General features: G+C 54.5%; 15 protein-coding genes and 1 pseudogene. 15 read left to right on the forward strand and 1 reads right to left on the reverse strand.

Annotated features, from left to right (window positions below; all coding sequences use genetic code 11):
* Positions 1 to 120: 120 nt before the first annotated feature.
* From C173_RS07535 to C173_RS34895, 11 genes are all read left to right on the forward strand, one after another.
* Positions 121 to 1,158 (forward strand): LacI family DNA-binding transcriptional regulator, encoded by a 1,038-nt coding sequence (locus C173_RS07535; protein ID WP_036723765.1) that lies wholly within the window; start codon positions 121 to 123, stop codon positions 1,156 to 1,158.
* Positions 1,159 to 2,039: 881 nt separating this feature from the next.
* Positions 2,040 to 3,458 carry an extracellular solute-binding protein gene (locus C173_RS07540; RefSeq protein ID WP_036723766.1) on the forward strand — a complete coding sequence of 473 codons (1,419 nt, stop codon included), beginning with the start codon at positions 2,040 to 2,042 and terminating at the stop codon, positions 3,456 to 3,458.
* 265 nt (positions 3,459 to 3,723) lie between these two features.
* The gene (locus C173_RS07545) at positions 3,724 to 6,582 is read left to right on the forward strand and encodes an extracellular solute-binding protein (RefSeq protein WP_442792620.1); all 2,859 of its coding nucleotides are present in this window, start codon (positions 3,724 to 3,726) and stop codon (positions 6,580 to 6,582) included.
* A 72-nt stretch (positions 6,583 to 6,654) separates the two neighbouring features.
* Entirely contained in the window at positions 6,655 to 7,560 is a 906-nt protein-coding gene (locus C173_RS07550; RefSeq protein WP_425355130.1) for a carbohydrate ABC transporter permease, read from the forward strand.
* Positions 7,561 to 7,565: 5 nt separating this feature from the next.
* The gene (locus C173_RS07555; protein ID WP_036723770.1) at positions 7,566 to 8,429 is read left to right on the forward strand and encodes a carbohydrate ABC transporter permease; all 864 of its coding nucleotides are present in this window, start codon (positions 7,566 to 7,568) and stop codon (positions 8,427 to 8,429) included.
* A 19-nt stretch (positions 8,430 to 8,448) separates the two neighbouring features.
* Complete coding sequence (locus C173_RS07560; RefSeq protein WP_162174676.1) at positions 8,449 to 9,891, forward strand: tetratricopeptide repeat protein; 1,443 nt, start codon at positions 8,449 to 8,451, stop codon at positions 9,889 to 9,891.
* Complete coding sequence (locus tag C173_RS07565; RefSeq protein ID WP_036723772.1) at positions 9,878 to 10,501, forward strand: Yip1 family protein; 624 nt, start codon at positions 9,878 to 9,880, stop codon at positions 10,499 to 10,501. The genes C173_RS07560 and C173_RS07565 overlap by 14 nt, the downstream gene beginning before the upstream one ends.
* A gap of 18 nt (positions 10,502 to 10,519) precedes the next feature.
* A complete protein-coding gene (locus C173_RS07570) occupies positions 10,520 to 13,090 on the forward strand; it encodes a DUF5696 domain-containing protein (protein WP_051477896.1) in 2,571 nt (856 codons plus the stop codon).
* The gene (locus C173_RS07575; RefSeq protein WP_036723773.1) at positions 13,090 to 13,989 is read left to right on the forward strand and encodes a carbohydrate ABC transporter permease; all 900 of its coding nucleotides are present in this window, start codon (positions 13,090 to 13,092) and stop codon (positions 13,987 to 13,989) included. Before C173_RS07570 ends, C173_RS07575 begins: the two co-directional genes overlap by 1 nt.
* A 22-nt stretch (positions 13,990 to 14,011) precedes the next feature.
* Positions 14,012 to 15,025 carry a carbohydrate ABC transporter permease gene (locus C173_RS07580; RefSeq protein WP_081751074.1) on the forward strand — a complete coding sequence of 338 codons (1,014 nt, stop codon included), beginning with the start codon at positions 14,012 to 14,014 and terminating at the stop codon, positions 15,023 to 15,025.
* A 15-nt stretch (positions 15,026 to 15,040) separates the two neighbouring features.
* Entirely contained in the window at positions 15,041 to 17,707 is a 2,667-nt protein-coding gene (locus C173_RS34895) for a glycoside hydrolase (RefSeq protein WP_235191813.1), read from the forward strand.
* Between the two features lie 200 nt (positions 17,708 to 17,907).
* On the opposite strand, the gene C173_RS07595 is transcribed toward C173_RS34895, so the two are convergent.
* Entirely contained in the window at positions 17,908 to 18,516 is a 609-nt protein-coding gene (locus C173_RS07595; protein ID WP_036723775.1) for a superoxide dismutase, read from the reverse strand.
* Between the two features lie 417 nt (positions 18,517 to 18,933).
* Here C173_RS07595 and C173_RS07600 point away from each other — a divergent pair, with 417 nt between their 5' ends.
* The 4 genes and pseudogenes from C173_RS07600 to C173_RS07615 all read left to right on the forward strand — a co-directional run bounded on the left by C173_RS07600 (position 18,934) and on the right by C173_RS07615 (position 21,766).
* Complete coding sequence (locus C173_RS07600) at positions 18,934 to 19,353, forward strand: GNAT family N-acetyltransferase (protein ID WP_036723776.1); 420 nt, start codon at positions 18,934 to 18,936, stop codon at positions 19,351 to 19,353.
* Positions 19,354 to 19,557: 204 nt separating this feature from the next.
* On the forward strand, positions 19,558 to 20,175 hold the full coding sequence (gene lepB / locus C173_RS07605) for a signal peptidase I (protein ID WP_081751075.1): 618 nt from the start codon (positions 19,558 to 19,560) through the stop codon (positions 20,173 to 20,175).
* Positions 20,176 to 20,210: 35 nt separating this feature from the next.
* Positions 20,211 to 21,398, forward strand: a pseudogene (gene queG, locus C173_RS07610) (tRNA epoxyqueuosine(34) reductase QueG); the annotation flags it as partial.
* A gap of 122 nt (positions 21,399 to 21,520) precedes the next feature.
* A complete protein-coding gene (locus C173_RS07615; RefSeq protein WP_036723780.1) occupies positions 21,521 to 21,766 on the forward strand; it encodes a YneF family protein in 246 nt (81 codons plus the stop codon).
* Positions 21,767 to 21,825: the final 59 nt, after the last annotated feature.

Consider the following 21,825-nt stretch of genomic DNA (forward strand, 5'->3'; position numbering starts at 1 on the left):
CCCACGCCCTGCCCCCCTGCCAACTCCCGCTCCACCCCAATCCCCACCCCAACCCCCGCACCCATCCGCCCCGGATGTAAGTTGCTATAAGCCAGGAACGCGAGACCAAGGAGGTAAAGGATGAAGACGATTACCATATATGATATCGCCAAGGAGGCCCAGGTGTCCGTAGCCACAGTCTCCCGTGTCCTCAACAATACAGCTCCGGTCAAGGAGAGCACCCGGGAGATCATCATGGCTGTGATTGAGAAGCATCAGTTTCAGCCGAACGCGCTGGCCCGCAGTCTGCTCAAGAAGGAGACTGGCACCATCGCCATGATTCTGCCTGACATCACCAACCCCTTTTTCCCGGAGGTCTTCTGGGGAGCCGAGAATGTAGCCAGAGAGAAGCATTATACCTTCTTCCTCTGCGATACGGCGGGGGAGCATAGCCGCGAGTCGGAGTACCTTAGCATCCTTCGGGAGAAAAGAGTGGACGGGATTATTTTCCTGGGCGGCAGAATTAACCTGAACCAGTGCCCGCCAGCGTTGTCGCAGGAGGTCGTGGAGCTGTCGAAGCATGTGCCGATCGTGCTGGTCAACGGCAATCTGCCCCGGAGCGGCCTGCACCGCATTTACACCGATGAAGAAGAAGGGGCGGCGCTGGCTACCCAGCATCTGCTGGACCTGGGGCACCGGAGAATCGGATTCCTTGGGGGAATGGAGGAGACCTCCACGACCCAGGTGAAGCTGAAGTCCGTGAGGATGAAGCTGAAGGAGCGGGGGCTTACGCTGCGCAAGGATTGGGTCATGTTCCATGACTTCTCGATCGAGGGCGGGCGGACGCTGATGGACCGGATGCTGGAGCAAGAGGAACGGCCGACAGCGGTGCTGTGTGTGAATGATTTTACGGCCATCGGGGCGTTGAAGTCGGCTACCCAGCATGGGCTGAAGATACCGGAGGATCTGTCGATCGTCGGATTCGACGATTCGCCCTTATCCAGAGCGGTTATTCCGGAGCTGACCACCGTGTCGCAGAACACCAACCAGCTGGGGGAACTGTCTGTAGAGATGCTTCATGAGCTGATTAGCGGCGGAAATCCCAGGAAACGTACGGTGCTCCAGCCAAAGCTGGTGGTACGGGACAGCACGGCACGCCCGAAGAGTTCCGCAGAATAATCTTAGAGTAGCCAGTAATATCACCCGCCGGAAGCTGCTTACCAGACAAGTCTGCTGTGCACGCATTCAAGTATGTTCATCCAGGGCCGGTCAAGAACTTTCCAGGCGTATGTGGAGTGCGTCAGCACGAGGGGGCCTGTATTCTGGAAAGTTTTTGGATTGAAGCATGAAATTTGTGTAAAGTAGGATTGACCAGGGGATAACCAGAAGTTATAATGAAATGGATTTCATGAAACCCATTTCATTATTTTTTAGAGTTTGAGTAAGCGGTTACTCTGGCGGTACATATGGGACAAGGAGATTTTGCGAATTTACTGATAATTTGAAAAGTATAAGAATTCGCAGCCGTAACCCACCAGTCATCTTGATATTTCCCACGAGAGAGGTGCCGACCTCAGAGGGACGGCAAGGGCCGTACACAGTTGCTCCTGATACTCCCTCTGAAGCAGTATCGCTCTTAATGGGACGGCAAGGGCCGTACAACAATCCTGATCCTTCCCTCTGAAGCAGTATCGCTCTTAATGGGACGGCAGGGGCCGTACAACAATCCTGATCCTTCCCTCTGGAGCAGCACCGCCCTTAAAGGGACGATTCGGCCATGCAATGCTCCTTATCTTTCTCGCTTATACGGCACCGCCCTTAGGGGGCGGCAATAACCGTATCCAAGTTGATTTATTTCCAAGTTTTCTTTTCATCATCTCAAGGGTAGTCTTAAGGGCTTATATGCTGGCATACGCCACTATATAAATATGACATCGGAAGGGAGCGGGGGACGGACGCAGACATGCTTGAATCAGTTTAATCTTGAATCAGTTTAATCTTGAATCAGTTCAATCTTGGATTAGCTTAACATCACTGAAATTAGGGGAGCGTGGCGAACAGTGAAAAAGTTGAAGAAGAAAAGCTCGGCGTGGTTCATGCTGCTGACAGCCGTAGTTACACTTGTAACCGGTTGCAGCGGAGGGAATAACGCGTCTGAACCGGCAACAACACCGGCGGCGGAGGCGACTCAGGCTCCGGCAGCCAGTGAAACGCCAGCAGCGGCAACGGAAGCGCCTTCGGCAACGCCGGCTGCTAATCTGAACGGGCGGGAGATCCGCATCTCCCACTGGTGGGATGCCACTCCTGTCGGGGATTCAGAGGCAGATGAGCTTGCCCGCGAACGGATCAAAGCGGTGGAAGAGAAATACAACGTCAAGATTAAATACCTGAATACAGAGTATTGGTCCACCGCCGAGAAGCTGTCCTCTTCCGTTATGGCGAGCGATCCGTTTGCCGAGATTGTCCGGCTGCCTGACGGCTTCATCTGGGGCCTGATGCATGGCGGCTTCCTGACACCGCTGGATGATTATCTGAAGGATTCACTCATCGATCAGAGTGTGATTGATTCCATGCGCTTCGGCGGCGACAAGGTCTATGGCCTGGAGAGCTGGTATAGCCCGAACGACAGCGGCGTGTTCTACAACAAGCGTATTTTCAAGGAAGCGGGCCTGAAGGACCCGCAGCAGCTGATGGATGAGGATAACTGGAACTGGAATACGATGCTTGATGCGGCGAAGAAGCTGACGATTGACAAGAACGGGGACGGGAAGATGGACCAGTACGGTCTGGCCGGAGCCCATTATGTGATCTCGGAGCTGCTGATCGCCAGCAACGGCGGCAAAATCTACGATGAAGCTACTCAGAAGGCGGTCTTTGATTCACCGGCATCAATGGAAGCGCTTAACTTCCTTCATAAGCTGTACACGCAGGATAAGGTATTCAAGCCTAACGAGGGCAATGACTGGGAAGACCCGGCTAAGTATTTTGGAGAAGGCACCGTGGCTATGTATCCGGGCGGTCTCTGGGAAATCGAGGGGCGTATTCTTGGCAAGATGAAGGATGAATGGGGATATGTCTATATTCCAAAAGGCCCGCAGGCCGATAAGTACTACGATCCGCTGGGCCAGACAGCAGCCTATGCCATTCCCAAAGGGGTTAAGGATGCGGATACCATCGTAAAGATCTGGGAGGATCTGCAGCCGTTCGACAGCTGGCAGGAGAACCGCAGATTGTCGATGGAGAATATTTTGCCGGATGAAGCCTCTATCGCCAATGCGATGAATGATGAAGGTAAGGTGGAGCGGGTCTTCGGCGGGCGTTACGGCGGTCTTGGCGTCAAGGATCAGCTGGATAAGGTGACTGAGAAATTCCTGAAGGGCGAGATTACACCGTCCACCGGGGTGGCCCAAGTGATTGGAACGGCGCAGGCCGCAGCCAAGAAAGTACTGAGCGGTGAGCAGGATAAAGAGAAGAAATAGGTAGCTGGACAGCTCATAACAAGGGTAATAACTGCTTGTCTTGCGCAATACCTGCTGTGTTTGTCTGCAAAATCGGCAGCCGCCCTTATAGGGCGGCGTAGCCGTGGGCGCTTGAATTATAAGGATTTATATGTTTCACACAATTATTTATCCTTCTATTCTGCACCACCTGTATCACTCTTAATATGCAAGTCTGCTAGAGGAGGGAACCCGAGTGAGAATATCATTATCCCGGCGGATGATGAACCGGACACTTGTAACCGTCATGCTGATCTCCATGATGGCGCTGCCAGCGGCAAGCGCAGAGCTGCCTGCTGCCCAGGCGCAAGGTGTAACGGGGAACGGGCAGGAGGTGCGGCAGCTGCCTGAGGGCAGCTATGAGCATTATCTGCAGCAATACGAGGGCGAGGAGCAGCCCCGCGAAGAAATTATGCTGAAGGGAGCCGATTATACAGGGGCCGAGGGGATGAGCCCGGAGGTGCTGACGGAGCTTGGCGGGGAGACGGGAAGATACGTCAGAACGGAGGAGAGCGGTTCGGTGGAGTGGCAGCTGGATGTGCCGAAGTCCGGGCTGTACCACATCTCTGTCCGGTATTATCCGGTGAAGGGCAAAAGCTCGGCGATTGAACGTGAGCTGCTGATCGACGGCAAGCTGCCGTTCACCAGCGCCCGCAATCTGTCCTTCGGGCGGATCTGGGTCAATGAGAACCCGGAGATCCAGCAGGATAACCGGGACAATGATCTCCGGCCGCGCCAGATTGAGGCCCCGGCCTGGCAGGAGACCCTGCTTAGAGATACAGAAGGTTACTATGAGGAGCCATACCAATTCTATCTGTCGGCCGGGCGGCACACCTTGACGATGGTGTCCAGCAGAGAGCCGATGGTCATCGACTATATTAAGCTGCACAGCTACGATGCACCCGCTGCCTACGCAGAGGTGAAGCAGAGCTACGAAGCTAAGGGGTATAAGGCCACCAGCGGCCACGCGGTTAAGGTGCAGGGGGAAGACGCTGCTTACAAATCCTCCCCGACCTTGTATCCGATTACAGACCGCTCAAGCCCTTCAACAGAGCCGTACGATGTGTCCAAGATCAGAATGAACACGATTGGCGGCAACAACTGGCGGGTACCGGGACAATGGATCGCCTGGGAGGTGGAAGCGCCGGAGGACGGTCTGTACAACATCACCATCAAAGGCCGGCAGGAGCTGCTAAGAGGGATCTATTCCACACGCTCTATGCGGATTGACGGAGAGATTCCGTTCCGGGAAATGCTGCAGATTCCGTTCTACTATGATTCGGATTGGCAGATGAACCGGCTGGGGAACGATGAGGAGCCCTATTTATTCTATTTAAGCAAAGGAAAACACGAATTACAGCTGGAGGTCAGCCTTGGAGCCATTGCGCCGCTCTTGCGCCAGGTGGAGTCCAGTGTGCTGGACATTAATGCAATGTACCGGAAAATTCTGATGATTACAGGCAATGTGCCAGATCCGTACCGCGATTACAGGCTAGAAGAACAAATCCCGGATATGACGGCGGTCTTCCGTGAGCAGAGCAAGATTCTATATGGCGTATCGGAAGAGCTGGTCCGGCTTACAGGGGAAAAGAGTGATAAAACCGCAACCTTGAATAAAACTGCCTATCAGCTGGCGGACATGGCCGACAAGCCGGAAACGGTGCAGAAGCGGCTGTCGCAGTTCAAAATCAATGTCGGCAGCGTAGGCTCCTGGATTCTGGAGGTACGGGAGCAGCCGCTGGAGATTGATTATCTGCTGCTGTCTTCGCCGGATGTGAAGCTGCCGAAGGCGAATGCTTCCGGGTTCAGCAAGCTTGTGCACGAGGTGTCGTCCTTCACCCATTCGTTCTTCGAGGATTACAACACGATTGGCAATACCACGGAGAACGGCGAGACCATTGATGTATGGATCGGAACCGGCCGCGACCAGGCGCAGGTGCTGAAGGCAATGATTGATGATACATTTACCCCGCTTACCGGCATCGGTGTCAATCTGAAGCTGGTGAGTCCGAATGTGCTGCTGCGCGCCTCGCTGGCCGGGGAAGGCCCGGATGTGGCTATGCAGGTCGGCAATGATATGCCGGTGAACTTCGGGATGCGCCAAGCGGCAGAGGATCTGTCGAAGTATCCCGGCTATGAGGAAGTGGTGAAGCAGTTCAGAGACAGTGCGCTTGTGCCGTACCGGTACGAGAATCAGGTCTTTGCCCTGCCGGAGCAGCAGATCTTCAACATGCTGTTCTACCGCAAGGATATTCTGCAGGAGCTGAATCTTGAGCCGCCTCAGACCTGGGATGAGGTCTACGCGATGATTCCGGTGCTGCAGAAGCACCGGATGGATATGGCGCTGCCGCTCGCACAGACGACAGGCGTGCCGGTGCTGGAGGTCAACCGCGCCTATGCCATGCTGCTCTATCAGATGGGCGGATCATTTTATCTGAATAACGGAGCCAAGAGCGGACTTGATACAGAGACCGGGCTGGCTGCCTTCAAGAACTGGACCAATTTCTATACCAGCTACAAGCTGCCGCTGATCTTCGACTTCCCGATGCGGTTCCGCACCGGAGAGATGCCGGTCGGCATTCAGGACTATACCTTCTATAACTATCTGAGCGTATCTGCGCCGGAGATTAAGGGACTGTGGGAATTCATTCCGGTTCCGGGCACGAAGCAGCCGGACGGCAGTATCCGCCGGGATGTTGCCAGCGGGGGCACCGCCGCCCTGATGCTCAAGCAGGCGGGGAACAAGGATGCTGCCTGGGAATTCATGAAGTGGTGGGTAGACAAGGATTCGCAGGTCCGCTTCGGCCGGGAGATGGAGGGCCTCATGGGCGCGGCTGCGCGGTATCCGACCGCCAACGTTGAAGCGCTTAAGGAGCTGCCGTGGCCGACAAGCGATTACCGCCATCTGGAGGAGCAGTGGCAATGGGTGCAGGGTGTGCCTGAGGTGCCGGGCGGTTACTTCACAGGCCGCCATCTGGACAATGCGCTGCGCGAGGTCATCAACAATGGAACGAACACCGCTGATGCCCTGTACGATTATGTGCAGGAGATCGACTATGAGATTGATCAGAAGAGAGCAGAGTTCGATTTGAAACGAAGGGAATAGGGAGGGACTCTTGTGCAGAAAGTGAAAAATACGGCCGAACCCTTGATTCAGCCCCGGCTGTCCCCTTCCGGGCTGCGTAATTACTGGGCATTGTTCGGCAAGGATGTGCGGCGGGATAAGCACCTGTACGTCCTGCTGGCTCCATATATGGTGCTGTTTCTGTTGTTTACCGTACTGCCGGTGGCGATTTCGATCATCTTCAGCTTCACGCACTTCAATATGCTGGAGATGCCGCGCTGGATCGGCTGGGAGAATTATTCAAAGCTGCTCTGGAACGATGATGTGTTCCTGATCGGGGTCAAGAATACACTGATTTTCTCGGTCGTTACCGGACCGGTCAGCTATATCGCCTGTTTTCTGTTTGCCTGGCTGATCAATGAGCTGAATCCCAAGCTGCGGGCGTTTATGACCCTGATCTTTTTTGCGCCGTCGATCTCGGGGAATGTATTCTTCATCTGGCAGATCATCTTCTCCAGTGACTCCTACGGGATCATCAACGGACTTCTCATGCAGCTTGGCGTAATTTATGAGCCGATCCAATGGCTGCAGGACCCCAAGTATATGCTGGGGATCATCATGCTGGTACAGCTCTGGCTAAGCCTCGGGACCAGCTTCCTGGCCTTCATCGCCGGACTGCAGACCGTTGACAAGACGCTGTATGAAGCAGGGGCTGTGGACGGTGTCAAAAACCGCTGGCAGGAGCTGTGGTTCATTACGCTCCCTTCCATGCGCCCGCAGCTGATGTTCGGCGCGGTTATTCAGATCACTGCGTCGCTGGCAGTTGCCGATGTAGCTATGGCGCTGGCAGGCTTCCCGAGTGTACAGTACGGGGCGCATACGATTGTAACCCATCTGGTGGACTACGGTACGATCCGCTTCGAGATGGGCTATGCCTCGGCGATTGCCACCGTGCTGTTCGTGATGATGCTGGGCAGCAATCTGATTGTTCAAAAGCTGCTGAAGAGGGTGGGTGAATAAGCGGGATGAAGCTGGCGATACGTCTGAACAAAAAAGTAAACCGTTCCTGGCAGGTCGACGCCCTGCTGTTCCTGGCCCTGGCCGGATTCGGATCATTCATGGCGATTCCGTTAATTTATGTCATTAACAATGCGTTCAAGCCGCTGGATGAGCTGTTTATTTTCCCGCCAACGCTGTTTGTACGCAATGCTACATTTGAGAACTTCGCCAATCTGTTTCAGGTGATGAAGAATTCCTGGGTGCCGTTCTCCAGATATATATTCAACACGGTATTCATTACCGCCGCCGGAACGGCCGGGCATATCCTGCTGGCCTCGGCCGCGGCTTACCCGCTGGCGAAGCATAAATTCCGCGGCTCTAAGCTGCTGTTCACCGTGGTTGTCCTGTCGCTGATGTTCTCGCCGCATGTCACCGCGATACCGAACTATATGATTATGTCCGCGCTGGGCTGGATGGACTCCTACCAGGCGGTTATCGTTCCTGCCTTTGCCTATCCGCTTGGACTCTATCTCATGAAGCAGTTCATGGAGCAGATCCCGGATGCGCTGCTGGAGGCGGCGAAGATAGACGGGGCAAGTGAATACCGCATCTTCTGGCAGGTTGTCATGCCGCTGGTGAAGCCGGCCTGGCTGACGCTGCTCATTCTGATGATGCAGATGCTATGGGGCACGGACGGGGGCAGCTTCATCTACAGCGAGCAGCTCAAGACGCTGCATTACGCGATGGGCCAGATTATTCAGGGCGGGATCGCCCGTGCAGGAGTCGGAGCCGCGGTAGCGGTGATTATGATGACCGTGCCGATTGTGACGTTCATTCTGTCACAGAGCAATGTGATTCAGACGATGGCTTCGTCCGGCATGAAGGACTGAAGCGATGGAGGCGTTAGGGTTGAGAATAAAGTCATCGATACTGGTGCTTGTATCCGTGCTGCTGCTTGTGAGCCTGTGTCCTAGGCCGGCCGGGGCTGCGCCGTATGAAGGATATACCTACTCCTACTGGGGAGACGCTGTTCAGTCGCCGATTGCTTATCTTCCTTCGAGGGCCATCAGCGGGCTGGAGGCAGGGACGGGAGCCTGGACCGCTCCGGGAGACCTGTTTGTCTCAGCGGAAGGGCTGCTCTATGTGCTCGATTCCGGGAACGGGCGGATTGTGGTGCTGGATAAGGATTGGAATACACTCCGTGTCATCGAAGGCTTCCGGAACGGGGAGAAGAAGGACAGCTTCAATAACCCGGAAGGTCTCTTCGTGACGGACGCCGGCCGGATCTACGTGGCGGATACGGAGAACAGACGGCTGGTCGAGCTGGACGGCACGGGGACCTTCGTGCGGGAGATCGGGGCGCCGAAGGCGGATGTGATCGGAGCGGGTTTTGAGTATTTTCCGCGGAAAGTGATTGTTGATAAGGCAGGCCGCATCTATGTGGTCGGCAGAGGGGTCTATGAAGGGCTGATCGAGTTCGACAGCGACGGGCAGTTCACAGGCTTCATGGGCACGAACAAGGTGCAGTTTGATCCTGTGGATCTGTTCTGGAAGTCGGTATCGACCAAGGAGCAGCGCGAGAAGATGGTGCAGTTCATTCCGCTGGAATTCAATAATGTCGATGTCGATGAGGATGGCTTCATCTATACCACTACGGTGGATAAGAAGACCTTCTCTCCGGTAAAAAGACTGAATCCCTCCGGCATCGATGTCCTGCGGGTTGGCGGGGAGATTCCACCGATCGGAGATCTGAGTAAGGACCGCTCCGCCTTCATTGACATTGATGTGACGGGAAACGGGGTCTACCGGGCACTGGACGCCACGCGCGGGCGGATCTTCACCTACAATGAGGACGGCAAGCTGCTATATGTAATCGGCCAATTGGGCAGCCAGCTCGGCACATTCAAGAACCCGGCGGCGGTGGAGAGCTATGAGAATGCGATTTATGTGCTGGACCGTGATCTGGGGAGAATTACCGAGTTCACGGTGACCCGGTTCGGCAGCATGGTGAATGAAGCCAACACCCTGTACAGCTCCGGCAAGCATGATGAAGCCGCGAAGCTGTGGCGGGAGGTGCTGAAGCTGGATGCCAACTATGAGATGGCGTATGTCGGCATCGGCAAATCTCTGCTCCGCCAAGGCGAATACAAGGAGGCTATGACCTATCTGAAGCTGGGCAATGACCGCGAATATTACTCTAAGGCACTGGGGAAATACCGCAGGGAGTATATGCGCGATCACTTCAGCCTCTATATGACCGGAATGATAGCCGTGCTGCTGGGCGGCTATGTGATCGTCCGCCTGGTGAAGCGGCCGAGAAAGGGAGGGAGGGTCCAGGATGCTATTTCTTAAGGACATTAAATATTCACTGCATTTAGCAGTACACCCCTTCGACGGATTCTGGGATCTGAAATACGAGAATAAGGGTAAGCTGCGAATGGCACTGGGCATTCTTATATTCCTTACCCTGACTATGATTGTGAAGCGCCAATATGTAGGCTATGTGGTCAATTATAATCACCCGCTTGAACTGAACAGTATCAATGAGCTCAAGTATATTATTTTCCCGTTCCTGCTCTGGTGCCTGGCGAACTGGTCGCTGACGACGCTGATGGACGGGGAGGGCAAGTTCGCGGAGATCGTCATTACGACCGGGTACGCCCTGCTTCCGCTGATTCTGATCAACATTCCCAATATCCTGCTCAGCAACGTGATTACGCTGCGGGAGGCTTCCTTCTATCATTTGCTGGATGCTCTGGCCACGCTGTGGTTCGTGTGGCTCTTGTTCATCGGGACCATGACGGTTCATCAGTACACGGTGCTCAAAACGATTACAACCATGCTGCTGACGCTGGCCGTGGTGGGCATTATCATCTTCCTGGGCCTGCTGTTCTTCAATCTGATCCAGCAAATTGTCAGTTTTGTCTACACCGTCTACCAGGAGCTTTCACTTCGCGGATAAGAAAGGAGGAGCCAGGCTTTGAAGAAGAAGCTAACCATCATTGCAATTGTGCTTATGCTCAGCGGCGCAGCCGTCCTGCCGTACGCGGACTTGGCCGAATCCGCACCTGAAGCTGAATCGGCGGTACAGTCTGAAGCAGCGAGACCATCCGAAGCAGCGATACAATCCTCAGCGCCGAGCGTGCAGGACACCCCGAAATCGCCGGAGCTATCCGCAGACATGAAGGAGGCACTGGACAACGAATATCTGACCCTGTATCTGAATCAGATGACCACGGAGATCGCCGTTAAGGATAAGAAGAGCGGAGCGCTCTGGTATTCTAACCCGCAGGACCGCGAACAGGATGCTGTCGCCACCGGATATAACAAATCCAAGCTGAATGTGCAGGTGGAGCTGACCTATTATGACAGCAAGGGCAATCTGATGAACTACGACAACTACACCCACAGTGTGCAGAGCAGCCAGTTCACCATCGAGGAATCGGGCGACAGCCTGAATATCGTGTATACGCTGGGGGAGGTCAAGAGCAATATCGACGGCATTCCCAAATACATCAGTGAAGAACGCTTCCGTACCCTGATCATCGGGCGCCTTGAGAAGGACAGTGACAAGAAGGAGATTGAGAAGCGGTTCAGGTACGATGAGCCGAACAAGCGGTATGAAAGAAGGGATACCTCCTTCAAGGGAGTGGGGCTGAAGAAGGTAACCTCCCTGTTCGGGCAGATCGGCTATGATGAGGCGCAAATCGCCATCGATAAGGCGGCCTACGGTGAAGAGGAGGACGGAGCCGCTCTGGTGACGCTTCCCCTGGAATACCGGCTGGACGGGAAGCTGCTGCGGGTAAGCATCCCGGGCGATAAGGTCCGTTATCCGGATAATATGCATATTCAGAGTTTGTCGCTGCTTCCGTTTTTTGGGGCGAGCGGGACGAAGGATGAAGGCTACAGCCTGGTGCCTGACGGCTCCGGGTCGCTGATACACTTCAATAATAACAAGCTCTATGCAACCCCTTACCGTACCGCGATGTACGGGCCGGATGCTGCGCTGACCCAACTGGGGCAAGTGCAGAAGGAGGAGACAGCACGGCTGCCTGTTTTCGGCATGAAGGTTCAGGACCGCGGCTTCCTGGCGGTGATCGAGAGCGGAGATGCGGTTGCAGCCGTGGAGGCAGACGTCAGCGGGCGGCTGAATCAGTATAACTATGTCTTCTCCAGCTATACGCTGGGCAGTCTGGAGGAAGTGACGCTGACCAACGGCTGGCGCTCCAGTACGGTGAAGCAATTTCAGGCAGGTATCTTCCCCGGAGATATCACTGTGGCGTACAGCTTCCTTGATCAGGAAGAAGCCAGCTATTCAGGCATGGCTGCGAAATACCGGGAGTACTTAATCGAACATACCGGGATGGCAAGGCTGGAAGGGGCAGAGGACGTTCCCTTCTACCTGGAATTGATCGGCGGCATTCCGAAGAAGAAATTCTTCCTGGGCATTCCTTACAGCGCTTATGAGCCGCTTACTTCCTTCAAGGAGGCCGAGGTCATTCTGGAGCAGATGCAGGAGATGGGGATCGGGGACATTCAACTGCGGTATACCGGATGGTTCAATGGCGGCATCAACCATAATTACCCGAAGGGCGTATCGGTGGACAGCAAGCTTGGCGGGGCAAAAGGGCTCAAGGAGCTGCAGTCTTACACACAGGATAAGGGAATTACACTGTATCCCGATGCTTCGTTCCTGCAGACCTTCCCGGAAGCCAAGGGCTTACGCAAATCACAGGCCTCCCGGCTGATTACGGGCAAGCTGGCGCATACGTATCCCTTCGACTTCTCCATGCTGAAGCTGGATGTGAAGCAGCCCTCCGGTTATGTCGTCAGTCCCCGGGTACTGCCGGGTGTGGTAGACGGCTTCCTCGGGGATTATGCAGCGCTTGGAGTGGACGGCTTGTCCCTGCGGGATCTCGGCAGCGGGTTGAATTCCGATTTCAATGCGGAGGATCTGGTGGACCGCCAGCGGGCCGAGGGAATCGTCAAGGAGCAGCTGGAGCGCATGAGCAGCTCGGTGCCCCGCTTGATGGTGGAAGGCGGCAATGCGTACGCGGCGCCCTTCGCCCGTCATATAGTGGCTACGCCCATGCAGAGCAGCGGGTTCAATATTACGGATGAGAGCATCCCCTTCTTCCAGATGGTGTACCACGGCTATCTGCAATATGCCGGAACCGCCTGGAATATGGCTGACGATCAGGATGCATCACTCAGCCTGCTGAAGGCGCTGGAGACCGGGAGCGCACCTTATTATACCTGGTTCTATGCAGATCCTTCCGCGATTAAAATGACGGGATTCGACCGGCTCTACTCGGCGGATTACCGCAGCTGGATTGATCAGGCAGCCGGGCAGTATCAGGCCTTGAGCAGTGTACTGAAGAGTGTCCAGTCCCAGACGATCAAGGAGCATAAGAAGCTTGCGGCCGGTGTCTATCAGACGACCTATGAAGCGGGTACCGCAATTATAGTGAATTATAACCGTGCACCGGTGACTGTGGGCGGAGTAACCGTAGACGGACGGAATTACCGGGTAGGAGGTGAGCAGCCATAATGAAGCTTAAGAAGCTGTCCCTGGAGCAAAAAAACAGATATTACGGCCTGTACTTTATTCTTCCCTGGTTCGCGGGCTTCTGCTTCCTGTTCCTGACGCCGCTGCTGTCTTCCCTGCGGTTCAGCCTCAGTAACCTGCAGGTCAATGATGAGGGCTTCACGCTAAAATATATCGGACTCGCGAACTTCCGGGAGGCGCTGTTCTCCCATGAAGCCTATGTCCGGACATTAACGGAATCCGTGATGAATATCGTGCTGAACACCCCGCTTATTCTGATTTTCAGCCTGTTTTTCGCCGTGCTGCTCAATCAGAAGTTCCATGGCAGGGTGCTGGCCCGGGCCATCTTCTTCCTGCCGGTCATTCTGGCCTCGGGTATTATTGCCAGCATTGAGAACGGGGATCTGATGCAGTCCGTTGTGCGCAGCGCCAGTGATTCCACGGGCGGAGGCCTGTCGGTGATCAAGAATCTGGAGCTGACAACGCTGCTGATCGAATCCGGTCTGAGCCCCACCGTGGTGCAGTATCTGACTGGAGCGGTGAGCCGGATCTATGAGATTGTCAGCCAATCGGGCGTGCAGATTCTGATCTTTTTGGCGGGACTGCAATCGATCTCCCCTTCCCTGTATGAGGCGGCGAAGATTGAAGGCTCCACAGGCTACGAGGCCTTCTGGAAAATTACGTTTCCGATGATCGGCCCGCTGATCCTGACGAATCTGGTCTATACCATCATCGACAGCTTCATCAGCGACCAGACCAGCCGGATGGTGGTGGATACAGCGTTCAAGAGCTTCAATTTTGGGCTGAGCGCAGCCATGTCCTGGATGTATTTTGCTATCATCGCGCTGCTGTTGTGGGTAACGACGGCGCTGATCTCACGTAAAGTCTTTTATCAAGACTAGCGGCTTGGAAGGAGGAGCATTCATGAAGACAGAGACCGCAGCAATGCCGCACCGCTCTAAGAAAGAGCAGCTGCACCGGCTGGCTTCGGCCGCCTATTGGGTGGAATTTTCAAAAAAATGGTTGTGGGTGATCGCCCGTTTTGTGCTGGTCTTCGGCATATCGTTCGTCATTCTGTACCCGATCCTGCTGAAGCTGTCGATTGCGTTCAAAAGTATGGACGATTTGTATGATTCCACCGTGATCTGGGTACCGCAGGCGTTCACCCTGGAGAACTTCAGGCTCGTATTCAAGGCGATGAACTATCCGGCAGTACTGCGGAATACCATGCTGTTGTCCTCAGCGGTCATGGTGCTTCAGACCATCATCTGTGTGCTGGCCGGTTACGGCTTTGCCCGGATTAAGTTCAAGGGGAGCGGGCTGCTGTTCGCGGCAGTGATCTTTACGATCCTTGTCCCCTCCCAGACAATCATGATCCCGCTGTACCTGCACTTCAAGAACTTTGACCTGTTCGGCCTGATTGAGCTGTTCACGGGGAAGCCGGCGAATCTCATTAACACGTATTGGCCGTTTATTATTTCTTCAATGCTCGGGATGGGCGTTAAGACAGGGCTGTATGTCTATATTTTCCGCCAGTTCTTCAAGGGCATTCCACGGGAGATTGAGGAAGCGGCCTATGTGGACGGAGCAGGCTATTTCACCACCTTCGCCCGGGTGATTCTGCCCAATGCCATTCCGTCTATGGTAACGGTGATGCTGTTCTCCTTCGTGTGGCAGTGGAATGACTCATTCTTCACCAACATGTATCTGAATGAACCGAAGGTCATGTCATCGATGATGTCATCGGCCGGCTACGGCATTGCTACCTACATGACCGGCGGCGGCCAGGCGGCGAATTCGCTCGTTCAGGACCCGTTCTTCATGTCCATGATGATGAATACCAGTGTGCTGATGGCGATTCTGCCGCTAATTATTCTCTATGTATTCGTTCAGCGGCATTTCGTAGAGAGTGTGGAGCGGTCCGGTCTGGTCGGTTAGGAGGAGGAAATGAGCATGAAGCGGCTGGCAGCTATGGCGGTTACCGGCGTTGTTCTAGCGTGTGTTGTTGTAATTCTGTTCAGTAATAGAAAAGAGGAGGAAATCCCTGTGCAGCACCAGAAACCGCCGGATGCGGCAGTGACGATAGACGGCAATGTCCGCTATCAGACTATCGATAACTTTGGCGCATCCGACGCCTGGTCCATGGACCCCCTGGGGAAGGAGTGGACCGAAGAGAATAAGAACAAGGTGGCTGATTTGCTGTTCTCACGTACCGAAGGAATCGGGCTGTCGGCCTGGCGCTTCAATATAGGCGCAGGCTCGGTAGAGACCGATCAGGCGATCATTCCAGATCCGTGGCGAAGAACGGAAGCCTTCAAAATAACGGAGGAAGCGCCGTACGACTGGAGCAGGCAGGCAGGCCAGCAGTGGTTCCTGCGGGCGGCTAAGGAGCGCGGAGTCGAATCCCTGATTGCCTTCGTCAACAGCCCGCCGGTCTGGATGACCCGCAACGGCCATGCCCAGCCTGATCCGGAGGTAGGGTCCAGTAATTTGAAGGAAGGCTCTGAAGCTGCCTTCGCCTCCTTCCTGATTGAGGTGCTGGAGCATTTCAAGCAGGAGGGCCTTGAATACGACTATATCAGTCCCGTTAACGAGCCGACCTGGGACTGGAATCATGCGCAGCAGGAAGCCAGCCGGTACAACAATGACGACCTGAAGCGGGTGATTCTGGAGCTGCATGCCCAGCTCCGTGCCAGCGGGCTGGAAGCGCAGATCAGTGCCCCGGACGGGGTGGAGATTACCTCTCTGCTGGATGATGAACACTACCGGGAATTCACGGGCAGCGGCGTCTATTCCAGCGGGGCTAACAGCCTGGGGCTGGGGAAATACCGTGAATACATTAAGGACCTGCTGGGTGATCCTGTGCTGAAGGAAGCGGTAGGCAACAAGATTGCCTCGCATTCCTACTGGTCCGATTACAGCCATTCCGGCGATGACCGCCTGGTAAAGCTAAGAAGGCTGCTGGAGCGCAATCTGAAGCAATATGATCCGCAGGCCAAATATTGGGTCACCGAATACTGCATTATGGGCGACTATGGCCCTGGACGGGATCTGGGGATGGAGCCCGCGCTGCAGGTGGCGCGCACCATTCACTTCGATCTGACCGAGGCAGATGCAGCCGCATGGCAATGGTGGACGGCAGTGTCCAAGGTGGATTACAAGGACGGTTTGCTGTACACCGATTATACTCAGCCAGGGGACGAGCAGAACATCCTGACCTCGAAGATCCTCTGGTCGCTCGGCAACTACAGCAAGTTCATCCGCCCCGGAGCGGTGCGGATTGCGCTCTCCGGTCTGAGCCAGGAAGCCGGAAGTGAGCTGCTCGGCTCGGCTTACGTGCATGAGGAGGAGCAGAGCATGACGGCGGTGCTGGTGAATGACAGCCTGGAGGAGAAGCGGGTGCAGCTCACCTTGAGCGGACTGGGACTGAAGGCATCTGACTTGCGTTCCTATGTAACCAACGCGCAGCTGGATCTGGCCCGCGGCGAGGATGTGGCCGCTGATGTAGCCGTTGATGGGACAGCAGATGGGGAGCAGGTATTCCAGGCCTTGATTCCGGCCAAGTCGGTGGTGACCCTGGTGGCAGGCGGGCCGGAGCTTGAGGAGGAGGCAAGCCAGCCGGGTGAGGTTGCCGGAACTCAGGCTACCGGGACTCAAGCTGCACAGGACATTCCGGCGGCGGTGGACTATGCGGGCTATCTGTTCACCTATTTCACAGGCGAAGGGATCGGGGACGGCGAGCAGGTATACTTCGCCCTCAGCGAAGGCAATGACCCGCTGCATTGGAAGGAGCTGAATAGCGGGAAGCCCGTGCTTAGGTCCAGCTTAGGCAACAAGGGGGTCAGAGATCCCTTCATCATCCGTTCACCTGAAGGTGGACAGTTCTATCTGATCGCCACCGATCTGAAGATCAACGGCAATTGGGATTGGGGCGCAGCCCAGACACAGGGCAGCCGGTCGATCATCGTGTGGGAATCGGATAATCTCGTGGACTGGTCGGAGCCTTGGGAAGCCAAGGTCTCGCCGGAGGAGGCGGGGAATACCTGGGCACCTGAGGTGATCTATGACCAGGAGAGCAGGGAATATATCGTATTCTGGGCCTCGCGGATGTACGCCGATTCCGCTCACACCGGGGATGCCTACCAGACAATCCTGTATAGCAAGACACGCGATTTCCGCGCGTTCACAGAGCCGCAGGTCTATATGGACTACGGGTATTCGATCATTGATACCACTATGGCGGCATATAACGGGAAGATTTACCGATTCACCAAGGATGAGCGCGAGCAAGGCACGGAATCCCCTTTTGGCAAAATGGTGTTTCAGGAATCTCTGGATTCGGTGTTTGCGCCTGAGGTGAAGCTGCTAAGCGGGAGTGTCGGCGGACTAAAGGGCATTGAAGGGCCAACCCTGTTCAAATCCAATACAGAGAAGAAGTGGTATCTGTTTGTGGATGAATTCGGAGGGAGAGGGTACATCCCGCTGGAGACGGAAGATCTTGATTCGGGTAAGTGGACGGTATCCACTGATTATGAGCTGCCGTCCAGCCCCCGCCATGGAACGGTAATTCCGGTCACCCGGCGTGAGTACGACGCTCTGAACGCCAAGTTCAGGCAGTGAATTCAGCCTGGCTTAGCGTGACAAGTGGAAACGGCATTGCCGTCCTTTCTAAAGGACGGTACCGTTTCAGCGAGAAATAGAAGGATAAGTTATCGTGTGGAACATATAAATTCTTATATTTTAAATAAAAACAGGTTCACCCTTGCCATTACGGCAGAGGTGAACCTGTTTGCTTAGAGCATCATGCTGAAGGCAGATGCTTATTTCGCGCTTTCGTAACGCTTGCCGACTTCTTCCCAGTTCACTACGTTCCAGAACGCCTTGATGTAGTCAGGACGTTTGTTCTGGTAGTTCAGGTAGTAGGCATGCTCCCATACATCGAGGCCGAGGATTGGAGTTGCGCCTTCGCTGATCGGGTTGTCCTGGTTCGGTGTGCTGGTTACGGCAAGCTTGCCGTCCTTCACAACGAGCCAAGCCCAGCCGCTGCCGAAGCGTGTAGTAGCTGCAGCCGCGAAGTCTTCCTTGAATTTATCGAAGCCGCCCAGCTCGCTGTCAATGGCAGCAGCCAGTGCGCCGGTTGGTGCGCCGCCGCCATTCGGTCCAATCACTTCCCAGAACAGGGTGTGGTTGGCATGTCCACCGCCATTGTTGCGGACTGCTGTGCGGATCGCTTCCGGTACAGCGTTCAGGTCGGTCAGAAGCTCATCGATGCTTTTGTTTTGCAGTTCGGGTGCCTTTTCCAGTGCGGCGTTCAGGTTCGTCACATAAGTGTTATGGTGCCTGTCATGATGAATCTCCATCGTCAATGCGTCGATGTGTGGTTCAAGTGCGTTGTTCGGATACGGAAGTGCCGGTAATTGAAAAGCCATGGAAAAATCCCTCCTGATTATATGTTGGTTTGGGTATATATCCGTTGAGATACTATTATTAAAACGCATCTGGAACAATAATGCAACATTAAATAAACAAAAATGTTTAAAAAGTATTTTCCCGCCCGCAGCTCACTGAAAGTGTTAAGGCTGTGTTAAACTAGTGAGGCTTCGTAACCGGGACGTTTTGACTACTGTAATCTCCTAATAGATGTTAAATATGAAACTATATTGAATGTAAACGCTTCATATCAAGCGCTTTCAAAAGAAAAATGATGATAACGCGAGAAAAGTGTGCTTTAATAGAGACAAAAGCAGGTATTCCTCGGTTTTTGATGCTTTTTTCCACTTTATGCTGTTATGGAAACTCCTTCTTTTTGTAAAATCATAAGCCATAGAAAAGGGAGACTTGAAAGTATGCACGTTCGTTCCTTTCAATTAAGCGATGTAACTCCAGTGACTGAATTGCTGCAGACCGCATTATCGGAAGAATGTTTCGAGAGCACGATCGAGCCTTTCTCCAGGCAATTGTCATGGGATTCTGATCTCATTGTAGTTGCTGAGGATGAAGGAGAAATCATCGGTGCGCTGATTGGTACGATTGAGAAGAATCACGGCTGTTATTTCCGCATTGCCGTCCATCCGGATTACCGCCGCAGAGGAGTCGGTAAGAGTCTTGTAACGGCTATGGAGAGCAGATTTCAGGCGCGGAAGGTCAGCGGCATTTATGTTGCCGTCGATGAACACAATTCTTTTGCAATGCCTCTATATGAAGCCATGGGTTATGACGAGAACCACATTTTCAAATCCGTGCGCAAGCTGAGCATTGTCGGGTAACTGTTGTTGAACCGCTGCTGTAAGCGGAATCAAAGGTCAGAGTAGAGAACTGTTGCAGGGCGGATACTTTGAATATGGGTATTCCTGCATAGTCTGTTTCATTATACTAAAGCATATCTTCCCTATGTCCATTGCAAATGGGCGGGAGATATGCTTTTCTATTGTTAAGGAACGGATAACCCAATCGAAGCAAGTAGGTGGCCTATGAACCGGGAGCTTGAAGAAGATTTCATGCGGAGCCGCAGACAAAGATACAGATCAGTGACGCATAACAAGTCCAGACAGAAGTCCCGAAGAACATGGATCAAGGATATGCGGGAGTGGATCATTACGGCGGGGATTGTGTTCGCTGTGATGTCGCTGCTTAATATCTATGTGTTCAACGTGTCAACTGTAATCGGCCAATCCATGGAGCCTACCCTCTATCAGGGGGAGAAGCTGATTATTAATAAAATCGCCCTCAGCTTCGGGAATCCGGGCCGCGGGGAGGTTGTCGTCCTTCATGATCCCAGTACGGGACCCAGCCGCAAGGAATATCTGGTCAAGCGGGTGATCGGCATTCCCGGCGATATTATTGAAGTACGGAACCAGCAGCTCTATCTCAACGGGAAGCTGCTGGATGAGCCATATATCGATACATCTATAGAAGATCCCGATTTCAGCAGTCTGACCGTGCAAGCGGGAACCTACTTCGTCATGGGGGACAACCGGCATGCCGGAGCCAGCAAGGACAGCCGTTATTTCGGCGCTGTCGCAGGGGAGAGTATTGTGGGTAAGGTCTCCCTGATCTGGTGGCCTCTCTCTAAGATGAAGGCCCTGTAGAGCAACCTTATTCAATCTATAAAGGAGAGGCGGATATGCATCTCAACATCCAGAAAGGCTACGCTCCGCCTCCTTCCAAATGGGAGGAACTTAAGGCTGAGATTAAGGCGGCTGCAGCTGCGCTCGGTATCGATGATATCGGGTTCACCACTGCGGAGCCGTTTTTATATTTGAAGAACATTCTTCAGGAGCATCGGGACAAGGGGTACGAATCCGGCTTCGAGGAGCCTGACCTGGACAAGCGGACGGTTCCCGCCCTCCAGTCCGGGGAGCAGCCGCTCTCCATCATTGCGATTGCCGTGGCCTATCCCTCCAAGATGGAGAATCCGCCCAAATCCGAGCCGGGTGCACGCAGAGGTATTCTGGCCCGCGCCTCCTGGGGCCAGGATTACCATCATGTCCTTCGTGAAGCGCTGGCGAAGCTGGAGAGCTTCATCCGTGAGCGTGTCCCGGATGCTGTGCTGGAGAGCATGGTGGATACGGGAGCGCTGGTAGACCGGGCAGTAGCGGAGCGGGCAGGGATCGGCTTCAGTGCCAAGAACTGTGCGATTATCTCTCCCAAGTGGGGATCATGGATCTATCTGGGGGAGATGGTGACGAATCTCCCGCTCCCTCCGGACCAGCCGGTGCAGGAGGGCTGCGGTGACTGCACGAAATGCATCGATGCCTGCCCTACCGGCGCGCTGGTCGGACCGGGACAGCTCAATGCCCAGGCCTGCATCTCCTTCCTGACCCAGACCAAGGGCTTCCTGAGCGAGAACTATATGACCAAGATCGGGAACCGGCTCTACGGCTGCGATACCTGCCAGATTGTCTGTCCGCAGAACCGCGGCAAGAACTGGGACCACCGCCCGCAGCTTCTGCCTGATCCTGAGGTGGTCAAGCCGCTGCTGATGCCGATTCTGGATCTCAGCAACCGGGGGTTCAAGGAGAAATTCGGCAGCAGCTCCGCCGCCTGGCGAGGCAAGAATCCGATCCAGCGCAATGCGGTCATCGCGCTGGGCAACTTCAAGGAGGCATCGGCCGTGCCGAAGCTGACTGAGATTGTGCTGAAGGAGACGCGGCCGGTGATGCGCGGGACGGCTGCCTGGGCGCTCAGCCGCATCGGCGGCGAAGAAGCGCTTGCGGCAGTCCAGCAGGCGCTGGAGAGCGAAGAGGACGCTACGGTGCGCGACATGCTGGAGCGGGCCGCAGGCAAGCTGCGCGAGCAGAGAGCAGCGGACGGGAAATGAACCGGCTGCCAGCGGGATTTGCCAATTGCTGTCCAGTTGTTGAAATGCTATGATAGATTCGCGTGCCTGAACAGGGTTATCGCCAGACAATAGAGTACAAAGGTGGATTACAGATGAATATTGCATTGCCTATTATTACGCTTGTGGTAGGTCTGATCGGCGGATTCTTCATCGGCGTATATTATCTGCGCAGACAGATGACAACGATGCAGAATGATCCTGAAATGCTGCAGAAGGTTGCCAAGCAAATGGGGTATAACCTGAACGGGAAGCAAATGCAGCGAGCCCAGCAGATGATGAAGAACGGCAATCCGCCGGGGCGTCCCGCTGCGGGCAAAGGACAGTCCCGCAAGAAGTAATAATGATGATCGTATGAAATAGATAAGAGTCAGCTGCAGGTGCGGAAGGGGGGAGTTTT

It is taken from the genome of Paenibacillus sp. FSL R7-277, from assembly GCF_000517965.1.
GTDB lineage: Bacteria > Bacillota > Bacilli > Paenibacillales > Paenibacillaceae > Paenibacillus_AQ > Paenibacillus_AQ silagei.